The following is a 10,606-nucleotide window of genomic DNA, read 5'->3' on the forward strand; positions in this document are numbered from 1 at the left end:
CAAATAGAGTCTACCTAAGATCTTTAAGATATGGAAGTGCTGTCTGCGCACCCTTTCCTAGCGATACTTTAGATGACACAAGATTTCCAAATTTCACGCAGTCTTCAATGGTATTTCCGTGGCATAATGCCACTGCAAAACCCGATGTAAAGGCGTCGCCCATTCCCATTTTGTAAACCATGCTTTCATTTTCATTGCGGAAATATTTCATTTCGGTTCCGTCAAAATAAATTGTAGAATTGGTTTCGTCTCTTACAAAAAGCTTATTAAAATATTTCTTAAGTATTTCTTCCCTTTTGTCTTCTCCAAAAATAACAGAAAGCTCATTGCTTCGAGCGATGATAAAATCAACCTGATCCAAAATCTGTTCATTTACTTTCGCTCCCGGAGAGGCATACAAACCAACTATTTTCCCAAGATTTTTGGCTTTCCTCACTGTATGTTCTACGACTTCCATCGGGATTTCCAACTGCAAAAGAACAAGGTTTGATGAGTGAATATACCTTTCAGCATTATCAATCTGCTTCACAGTTACTTTTTTATTGGCAGCGGAATCTACAACCACAGAAAATTCTCCCTTGCAGCTCGTAACATAGGCAATACCTGTAGCTTCCTGATCGGTTTCATAAACAAAACCTACATTCACGTTTTCATTGACAAGATTTCGCATTATCTGTTGCCCCAAAGGATCTATCCCTACACAACCTACAAAATAAACACCAGCTCCTAATCTTGCTGTACCAACGGCCTGATTGGCACCTTTTCCTCCAAAATAGTTTTCAGAATACGTGGCCATTACCGTTTCGTTATGAGACGGTATTTTATCAGCATATAATATTAAATCTAATGAGCAACTGCCTACGACGACAATTTTTGGGTGCACTGAAGAAAAATTCATCATAAATATAAATAGTCTTATTTTTAAAAAAACTACTTTTAAATGTAAGCAATTTTTAGCTGACTAATATCTCAATAAATTCAGTAATAATTTTTACCGGATTATTTCCTTCATCAAACCCTACATAGCTTGCATAAAAGCCTTCACCATAGCCCGTTTCAAAGGCAAAAATATTTCCTGCATTTTCTTCAGTAGGTTTTAAAAACGCAAATTGATCGATGGCCCCGTTTTCATCAAAAAAATGCTCATGAAAGAACTCTTCATAAATTCCCATAAAATCATCTCCTTTTCTCTGGAAAAGTTTCTGCTCAAGAAGATTAAGCTGTTCCTGAGTCTGAACATCCATAAAACAGCCCATTCCGCTTTCTACAGGATAGCCAAACACTTCACCTTCAGCTAAATCCTTCAAGTCCTGTTCCTTGGTTGTTGCCATTTTCCATGATGAAATTTTGGCATCACTAAAAATAATCTCGGCATAAGCAACACAATTGCTTTCTCTTTCTTTATGCAATAAAACCTGAAAATCTCCTTTTGGAAATTGAATAGTAAAAGGTTGCATATCATTTGTAATCAAAGGGTCACAAGCAACCAGATTTCCGGTAGAAAGATATATTTTTCCCACTTCAAAACTTTCCAATAACGGACTTTCTACGAAGTCTTTGGAGAATAGTTTCTGTATATTTTCTAGATGTGTCATTTTAATTTTTTAGGTTAAGGTTGAGGCTAAGATTAAGATTATTTTTCAACCTTAACCTAAGTCTCATCCTTATTTTTATAAACTTTTCAGTTACCAATTACTTTCTTCAGAATAAATTTTAAACAAACCTTCTCTATATGGTTTATTTATCTGTTGAATTCTATTTTGTAAAACTTTCCAGCTTTCTTCGGAATAAGATTGTAAAACATTTTCTAATTCAATCTTGTTATTATTCACATATTCTACCGGAACAGGAAAAAAATCTTCCCAATGAGTAGTTGTATTATTAGAACCTTGATACAATGCCACAGTTCCAATTCTATCATTCAGTCGTTTTTTCCCTTTATAAGATACAATTTTCACAACCGGATAATTGCCTCCAAATCCTATTGACAGATTTGTTGTAACTGCAACTAATTTGGGGTTTTCAGAAATAACAATTCCACCATTTGAATCACCGTGTGCAAAGTGTTCTTTTTTTCTTCTCCAATAAAAAATATTTACTGCTAAAAAAATAAGCAACACAATTCCACCCCAAATTAATGAAACATCAATAGTAAATGCAATCGAAGCCAATAAAGCAATTAATAAAAAAATAGGTTCGTGAATATGTCTCATCAAAACCAAAGGCATCACTTTCACTCTGCCCGGGTTTGAGGCAACCGTATTGCTATCTAATGTAAAAATTTCTCTATCGTCTTTCATTCAAAACTAATTAATTTTTTATAAGCTTTTCAACTTCTCCTCCAAGATCGCAATCTTATCCTGCGCATCTTTTTGTTTTTTACGTTCGCTTTCTACCACTTCTGGTTTTGCGTTGGCAACAAACTTTTCGTTAGACAATTTTTTATCTACAGAAATTAAGAATCCTTTTAGATATTTTAATTCCTCTTCAGTCTTGATTTTTTCTTCTCCCAAATCTAAGTTTTCACTTAACGGGATCGAAACTTCCGTTGCACCTACCAAGAATGTAAAGCTCGGCTTATCTGTTTTTGCTCCGAAATGGATTTCGGAAACGTTTGCCAATTTTTTAATGACAGGCTCATTCGCAAACTCGGAAGCGTTTGTATAAATTTCAGCCGCTTCTCTTGGAGAAATTCCTTTTGTCTGACGGTAATTTCTAACGCCTGAAATAATTTCGGAAGCTGTTTCAAAGTTTTTAATAATATCTTCATTAAATCCTTCTGCTTTTTTCTGTTGTGCAATCACTAAAGCTTCGTCAATACTTCTTTCCGAAATCAACTGCCAGATTTCTTCTGACTGGAAAGGCATAAACGGATGAACCAATTTCATCAATTCTTCGAAAAGAGCTACTGTTTTGTGGTAAACTTCTTTAGAAATGCCTTCACCATAATTTGGTTTAATTGCTTCTAAATAAGAACCGCAGAAATCATCCCAAATTAATTTATAAATCAAATGTAAAGCATCAGAAATTCTGAATTTCTCAAACTGATCATCAATTTCTACAATCGTTTTATTCAATTTATTTTCAAACCATTCGATCGTCTGGTTATCTGTTGCGTTTGCGGGTTTATCTTCATGATTCCACATGTTGATCAAACGGAATGCGCTCCAGATTTTTGTCATGAAATTCCTTCCCTGAAGCATTAAATCTTCATCAAAAAGAAGGTCATTGCCGGCTGCAGAACTCAATAAAATACCAACACGAACTCCATCTGCGCCGTATTTATCCATCAATTCTAACGGATCTGGTGAATTTCCTAAAGATTTTGACATCTTTCTTCTCTGCTTATCTCTTACAATTCCTGTAAAATAAACATTTTTGAAAGGAACTTCTTTTCTGTATTCCAACCCGGCCATAATCATTCTCGCAACCCAGAAGAAAATAATATCCGGACCTGTTACCAAATCTGAAGTCGGGTAATAATAATTGATGTCTTTATTATCAGGATTATTCAACCCGTCAAAAACAGACATTGGCCACAACCAAGATGAGAACCATGTATCAAGAGCGTCTTCGTCTTGTCTTAAATTGTCAGTTGTTAGTTGATCGTTGTTGGTTTTTTGCTTTGCCAGTTCTACTGCTTCTTCTTTCGTTTCTGCAACTACAAAATCATTTTCACCATCACCATAATAGAAAGCAGGAATTTGCTGTCCCCACCAAAGCTGACGAGAAATATTCCAATCACGGATGTTTTCCATCCAGTGTTTGTAGGTATTTTTAAATTTCTCAGGATAAAATTTTACTTCATCATCCATTACAACATCTAACGCAGGCTTCCCTATTTCAGACATTTTTAAGAACCACTGAACAGAAACTTTAGGCTCAATAACCGCACCTGTTCTTTCTGAAGTTCCTACTTTATTTACATAATCTTCTGCTTTCAACAAAAGGTCATTTTCTTCTAATTCTTTTGCGATTTGTTTTCTTACATCAAATCTGTTTTTACCTGCGTAATGCAATCCGTGCTCGTTTAGATTTCCGTCATCGTCTAAAGCATCAATCATTGGCAACTGATGTTTTTGTCCGATTTCGTAGTCATTAATATCGTGAGCCGGCGTAATTTTCAAAGCACCCGTTCCGAATTCTATATCAACATATTCGTCTTCAATAATCGGAATAACTCTGTTGACAATTGGTACAATTACGTTTTTACCTTTCAGATGAGCATATCTCTCATCATTAGGATTGATACAAACTGCAGTATCCCCGAAAATAGTTTCAGGACGTGTTGTCGCTACAGAAAGAAACTCTTCTGTACCTTCGATTTTATATTTAAGGAAATATAATTTTCCGTTTTGCTCTTTAAAGATTACTTCTTCATCAGAAATATTTGTTTTCGCTTCCGGATCCCAGTTGACCATTCTGTAACCACGGTAAATAAGTCCTTTGTTATATAAATCAACAAAAGATTTGATTACCTGCTTAGAAAGTGATTCTTCCATCGTGAAACGGGTTCTGTCCCAATCACAAGAGCATCCTAATTTTTTCAATTGCTCAAGGATTGTTCCGCCGTATTTGTCAGTCCATTCCCAAGCGTGTTTCAAAAATTCTTCTCTGGTAATATCAGATTTATTGATTCCTTTAGACTTCAGTTTGGCAACAACCTTCGCTTCAGTAGCAATTGAAGCGTGATCTGTTCCCGGAACCCAGCAAGCATTGAAGCCCTGCATTCTTGCACGGCGGACCAAAACATCCTGAATGGTATTATTCAACATATGCCCCATGTGAAGAATTCCTGTGACGTTTGGCGGAGGAATTACAATCGTATAAGGTGGCTTTTCGTTGGGCTCTGAGTGGAAATATTTGTTTTCCAGCCAGTAATTGTACCATTTCTGTTCTGTTTCCTGTGGATTATACTTTTCTGAAATCTGCATAAATTCTGGTTTCTTTAACTTATAATTTGCAAAAATAGTTTAAAGTAAAAAAATGTAAGCACTAATTAAAATAATTTTTAACTTTGTTTCTCAAAATTTATCTAACAAACATATTAACTTTCAAGAATATGAAAAACTTATTAGCAGGAATTGCATTATTCGGAACATTTGCATTAGCATCTGCACAAACTATTACATTTGACAAAACGACGTATGAATATGGTCAAATAAAACCAAATTCTGACGGCACAAGATTCTTTACAGTAACCAATACAGGAGATAAGCCTCTTATCATCTCGAATGTAAAGCCATCTTGCGGATGTACTACTCCGGAATTTAGCCAAGCTCCTATTGCACCTGGAAAATCAGCTAAAATTAAAGTTGGATACAACACAGCAAGTATTTCTCCATTCAACAAAATGATTGAGGTATTTTCTAATGATCCTGTAAATAGCAGAAGCGTAATTTACATTAAAGGTGAAGTAACTCCTAATGCTCCCGAGCCAAAACCATTAACTGCTGCAGAACAAAAAGCAGCGGCTAAAGCTGAGAAAAAAGCGGCTAAAATTGCTGCTAAAAAATAATTTTTACTCAAAAAAATTTAAAACCGTCTCAATCGAGGCGGTTTTTTTATTACATTTATATTGGGTTTGGTTGATCGTTAATGGTTAATGACATCTATTAAACATAAAATTTGATTTAATTCTAAACTTTAAATAAAACATGGCTAATAATTTCTCAGACGACTTTTTAATTAAAGAAAAATTCTCAATAAAAAAATCATCAACAGAATACAAAGGTAAACTCACTAAAGAGGAAGGTGTACAATTACTGATTCAGGAAAAAGATAAGCTCCGTGAGCTACAGGAAAAACTGTATGCCGACGGAAGCAAATCACTTTTGATCGTTCTACAGGCGATGGATGCAGCAGGAAAAGACAGCTTGATTGAGCACGTTTTTGGTGGTGTAAATCCTCAAGGTTGTAATGTGACAAGCTTTAAAACTCCAAGTTCAAGAGAGTATTCGCATGATTTTTTATGGAGACATTATTTAGCCTTACCCCAAAAGGGGATGATCGGTATTTTTAATCGCTCTCATTACGAAAGTGTTTTGGTCTGTAAAGTACATCCTGAATATAATTTAAGTGAAAAAACTTGGGATTCTGTAAAAGATTTTGATAAAAAGTTCTGGGAAAACCGCTATGAAAGCATCAGAAACTTCGAAAAACATCTCGCTCAAAACGGAACAACAATTATTAAAATTTTCCTGAATGTTTCTAAGGACGAACAAAAGAAAAGATTATTAGACCGCATCAACGAGCAGGAAAAAAACTGGAAATTTTCTGCAGCAGATCTTCCGGAAAGAGCTTTGTTTGATGATTATATGCAATGCTACGAAACTGCCATCAATGAAACCTCACAAGACGAAGCACCTTGGTATGTAATTCCAGCAGACAATAAATGGTTTGCAAGACTTTCTGCAGTACAGATCATCATCGATACTTTAGAAAAAATGGATTTGAAATTCCCGGAGCTTTCAAAAGAAGATAAAGCTGGTTTGGATGATGCTAAAAAACAGTTGGAAAGCGAGTAAAAGAGCCAAGGAAAAAGTAAAAAGGATCAAGTAAAGTTGCCACGAATGCACGAAATATATTTATAAAAGTCATTCGTGTATTCGTGGCAATTTAATAAAATCACGAGAAAATCTATAAGCCGGATTTTGTACTAAAAAAAGTGCCTGTTATTTATCTACGTTTTACATTGCTGCAAAACTTGAGCTGATTACCCCTCGGCTTTCAGGACGAGCCGCCCCTATTTTCATTACTGAAAAGAACCGATATACTTATCATTGCACCGCAAAGAGTTTACCTGGTTTCACTACAGCCGAACTGTACCTGCTTTCTGTTGCACTTGTCCTATCCTCACGGATGACGGATGTTATCCGCTTTGCTGCTCTATGGTGTCCGGACTTTCCTACCCTTACCGAAGTAAGAATCAACAAGCCGACTTTCTCGTGGCTGCAAAGATAATTAAATATAACAATGTATCAGTGTAACAATTTACCAATTAGAAAGAATTCCTGATTTTTTAAAATTGTTACACTGTTAAATTATTACATTGTTACATTATATTATTATCTTCGTGCAGTTATACATTTATTTTGATTTCTAAGGAGAAAGAGTTTGCACAGCTTGTAAAAGATAATCAGGGATTGATTATTAAAGTATCGCGTCTGTACACCAATTCGCTGGAAGATGAAGAAGATCTTTTCCAGGAAATTGTTTTGCAGCTTTGGCGGAGCTATGATTCTTTTAAAGGAAATTCAAAAATTTCTACATGGATGTATCGTGTTGCGCTCAACACAGCCATCACTCTTTTTAGAAAAAAAAGCAAAAGTTTACAAACAAACGAGCTAGACATCAATCACAGAGATTTTGTTGAAGATGATGATGACAGACAGCAGCAAATTTCACTTCTTTACACCGTCATAAAAACTCTTCCGAATGTAGAAAGGGCAATTGTAATGATGTATCTCGACGACTTGCCTTATAAGGATATCGCCGAAAACCTGGGTATTACGGAAGTAAATGCACGTGTGAAAATGAACAGATTAAAGAAAATCCTTAAAGAAAAAATGGAAAAACATGCCTGAATTTGATTTAGACAGCTTTAAGAAAACCTGGCAGGAACAACCTGTAAAACCGAAATACGACAATAATGAGATTCTGAAAATGCTCAATAAGAAGTCACGCAATTACATGAAATATATTTTCTGGATCAGCGTGATCGAATTTTTATTTTTCAGCGTTTTAGGAGTATTTTATCTTATACAAAGTAATGAATCCGACAGTTTTTTGAGTATTTTGGAGAAGATGGGGGTCCACAAAGACAGCCAGCTTGTCGCTAAGCTAGATAATATTTATTTAATTGTAAAAATTTTAAGTCTTGTAGTAACCGGATTTTTTGTGCTTAAATTTTATCAAAACTACCGTAAAATTAAAATTGAAGAAGACCTTAAGCTGTTTATTATAAGAATAATCACCTTCAAAAAAACTGTGAATGCTTTTATTTTAACTAATATAGGTTTGTTATTAGTTTTAATCTCAGCATTAATTGGGTTTACCTTCTATATTTTAAATGCACAGAATATTGAATTTAACAGCTCAACTTTTACAGGATTTATCGTTGGAATTATAGTAAGCACTATCTTGTGCGTATCCTTAATATGGGTTTATTATCGATTGGTGTATGGAATTATCATCAGCAGGCTCGATAAAAATTTAAATCAGTTAAAAGAAATTGAATCTCAGGAAAATTAAAAATATTCATGAATATTTAGCAATAAAAAAAAGCATTTCAGATTTGAAATGCTTTTCTATTTTAAAGTTCTTTTCGAAGTCTTGCAACCGGAATATTAAGTTGTTCGCGGTACTTTGCAATAGTTCTTCTTGCAATATTGTATCCTTGTTCTTTAAGAATAACCACTAATGCATCATCCGTTAAAGGTTTTCTCTTATTTTCTTTGCTGATTACTTCCTGAAGATGATTTTTAATTTCTTTAGTAGAAACTTCTTCACCGTCATCATTGGTTAAACTGTCAGAAAACAAATCTTTAAGATAAAGAATTCCGTTTGGAGTATCTGCATATTTACTTTTAACAACTCTTGAAATCGTTGAAATATCGAAACCTGTAATATCAGCAATATCCTTTAAAATCATAGGCTTCAATGACTTCTCATCGCCAGTGATAAAATAATTATGCTGAAATTTCACAATAGCATTAATCGTTTGAAGCAAAGTATTCTGACGCTGATTAATAGCATCAATATACCATTTTGCGGCATCTAATTTTTGTTTAATAAATAAGGCAGCCTGTTTGTGCTCAGATGACTTTTTATCATGAGAATACGTCGTTAAAATATCTTTATATTCTTCAGAAACTCTTAACGTCGGTGCGTTCTTGCTGTTAAGCATTGGGATAACCAGACCATCTTTCACCTGAATTACAAAATCCGGGATAATTTCCTGATTAATGGTAATTGTTTGTGTCTCGAAGTTTCCGCCTACTTTCGGTGATAATTTTGAGATTTCTTCCAACGCATCTTTCAGATCTTCCTCTTCGATATCGTACTTCTGAATAATTTTATTGTAATGCTTATTCGTAAGCGCATCAAATTGGAATCTCAAAATATTAGCAGCCAATGAAACTGCTTTATCAGAACTTACTTTTTTCTCAATCTGAAGCAAAAGACATTCTTGCAACCCTCTAGCTCCTACACCCGATGGATCTAGTTTCTGAATATAATTTTCAAGTATATCTTCTACTTTCTCTTTGGTTGTATAAATCCCTTGCGAAAAAGCCAGATCATCAACAATTGCTTTAATCTCTCTTCTTAGATATCCATCGGTATCTAAATTACCAATGATATATTCAGCAATTTTCAGATCTTCTTCATTGATGTTGATAAGATTGATTTGCTCCATTAGATAATCATATAACGATTGTCCTTCAGTAAGGAGACTTTCATTATCAAAATCTTCATCATCGGCAGAATAGTTACTTGAAGCCGTTTTATAGCTTGGTTCATCATCATACAGATATTCATTGACATCAAAATCTGTCTCAATACTTTCGTTGCCTTCGCTTTCATAGCTTTCGTCTAAAGTAGAGTATTCATCTTCTTTAGATTCATCCTTGGCAACTTCCAGAGCTGGGTTTTCTTCAAGTTCTCTTTCGAGTTCTTCTTCAAACTCCAAAGTATGAAGCTGAATCAACTTCATCAGCTGAATTTGCTGAGGAGCAAGTTTCTGTCCTAATTTAAGTTGTAAATGTTGTTTTAGCATATTCTACTTTGTGTCTGTTAACATAACATCTACGAATTTAATATTTTTTTTTGTAAAAACCATCATTAGCACGATTTTTGTAGTATTAAATTTACAAAGCCAATAGATCATCTGTTGGCTTTTATATTTTTACATAAACTTTAAGAATAGATTCATATTTTTTTCATAGAAAGTAGATCTTTGTTTGGGAAGAAAAAACTATTCGCCTTTAATTTACCACAATTAATTTACTATTTAGATTTTTCAGGAGCTTTATCCGGCTATCCGCTTTTACTCCTCACGCCTTCGCTTTGCCAAAGCTAAACCTTAACTTTCCCATTCCGTTGCGGGGTAACCGCTGCTATGGTAAGTTTGCATTAGTAAAAATAGATTAATAATTTGGTTAAAAAAATCAACCAAAGAGCAAAAGCAGCAGGATAAAGGCAGACGCTTCACTGATACTAAGATATCGCCCCGGATTTTATTCCCCTGCTGCTGTTTTTCTTCCAAATCCGGATAGAACATTGTTGGTAAAACTTTTACCATGGTGGATCAGAAGAAAACCTCTTTAATAAAGAATTTGTTATGTCAAAATTATCAAAAAAAGTGATTGGTGTAGATGTAGGAGCAAAGTTTTTAACGGTAAGTTTTACGGATAATGTAAATCAAGATCAGGTTTTTAATATCCAAAACAATCAACGCTCGATTTTATCGTTTCTCAAGAAATTTTCCACAGAAGATTATTGTTTGGTTATCGAAGCCACAGGTAATTATAGTAGTCGCATACTTCATCTTTCTTTGGATAATGGTTTTGAATCAAGTTTGATTAACTGTATGTCTGTTAAATAT

Annotated in this window: 9 protein-coding genes, 1 other RNA gene and 1 pseudogene; 5 read left to right on the forward strand and 6 right to left on the reverse strand. The window is 34.4% G+C overall.

The genetic code is table 11. From position 1 onward, the window contains the following. Positions 1–10 precede the first annotated feature (10 nt). From OH814_RS20110 to OH814_RS20125, 4 genes are all read right to left on the reverse strand, one after another. The gene (locus tag OH814_RS20110; RefSeq protein ID WP_308829399.1) at positions 11–898 is read right to left on the reverse strand and encodes a ribokinase; all 888 of its coding nucleotides are present in this window, start codon (positions 896–898) and stop codon (positions 11–13) included. 55 nt (positions 899–953) lie between these two features. Further along, positions 954–1,595, reverse strand: coding sequence for a DUF4241 domain-containing protein (locus tag OH814_RS20115; RefSeq protein WP_308829400.1), 642 nt, complete (start codon positions 1,593–1,595; stop codon positions 954–956). Positions 1,596–1,685: 90 nt separating this feature from the next. Next, positions 1,686–2,300 carry a DUF3239 domain-containing protein gene (locus OH814_RS20120; RefSeq protein ID WP_308829401.1) on the reverse strand — a complete coding sequence of 205 codons (615 nt, stop codon included), beginning with the start codon at positions 2,298–2,300 and terminating at the stop codon, positions 1,686–1,688. An 18-nt stretch (positions 2,301–2,318) separates the two neighbouring features. Next, positions 2,319–4,934 (reverse strand): valine--tRNA ligase, encoded by a 2,616-nt coding sequence (locus tag OH814_RS20125; RefSeq protein WP_308829402.1) that lies wholly within the window; start codon positions 4,932–4,934, stop codon positions 2,319–2,321. A 128-nt stretch (positions 4,935–5,062) separates the two neighbouring features. Here OH814_RS20125 and OH814_RS20130 point away from each other — a divergent pair, with 128 nt between their 5' ends. Beyond that, a complete protein-coding gene (locus OH814_RS20130) occupies positions 5,063–5,518 on the forward strand; it encodes a DUF1573 domain-containing protein (RefSeq protein ID WP_308829403.1) in 456 nt (151 codons plus the stop codon). A 139-nt stretch (positions 5,519–5,657) separates the two neighbouring features. Next, a complete protein-coding gene (locus tag OH814_RS20135; RefSeq protein WP_308829404.1) occupies positions 5,658–6,527 on the forward strand; it encodes a polyphosphate kinase 2 family protein in 870 nt (289 codons plus the stop codon). 99 nt (positions 6,528–6,626) lie between these two features. Here the strand turns inward: OH814_RS20135 and rnpB are convergent. Further along, an RNA gene (rnpB, locus tag OH814_RS20140) (RNase P RNA component class A) lies at positions 6,627–6,948 on the reverse strand. A gap of 146 nt (positions 6,949–7,094) precedes the next feature. On the opposite strand from rnpB, the gene OH814_RS20145 reads away from it, so the two are divergent. Beyond that, positions 7,095–7,586: an RNA polymerase sigma factor gene (locus tag OH814_RS20145; RefSeq protein ID WP_076562147.1), complete on the forward strand. Its 492-nt coding sequence runs from the start codon at positions 7,095–7,097 to the stop codon at positions 7,584–7,586. Then, entirely contained in the window at positions 7,579–8,253 is a 675-nt protein-coding gene (locus OH814_RS20150) for a beta-carotene 15,15'-monooxygenase (protein WP_201133556.1), read from the forward strand. The genes OH814_RS20145 and OH814_RS20150 overlap by 8 nt, the downstream gene beginning before the upstream one ends. Before the next feature lie 61 nt (positions 8,254–8,314). Here OH814_RS20150 and rpoN read toward each other — a convergent pair whose 3' ends face one another. Continuing rightward, positions 8,315–9,778 (reverse strand): RNA polymerase factor sigma-54, encoded by a 1,464-nt coding sequence (gene rpoN, locus OH814_RS20155; RefSeq protein WP_076562149.1) that lies wholly within the window; start codon positions 9,776–9,778, stop codon positions 8,315–8,317. Positions 9,779–10,342: 564 nt separating this feature from the next. Here rpoN and OH814_RS20160 point away from each other — a divergent pair. After that, positions 10,343–10,606: pseudogene (locus OH814_RS20160) on the forward strand (IS110 family transposase); the annotation flags it as partial.

The organism is Chryseobacterium sp. CFS15, assembly GCF_031118795.1.
Lineage (GTDB): Bacteria > Bacteroidota > Bacteroidia > Flavobacteriales > Weeksellaceae > Chryseobacterium > Chryseobacterium indoltheticum.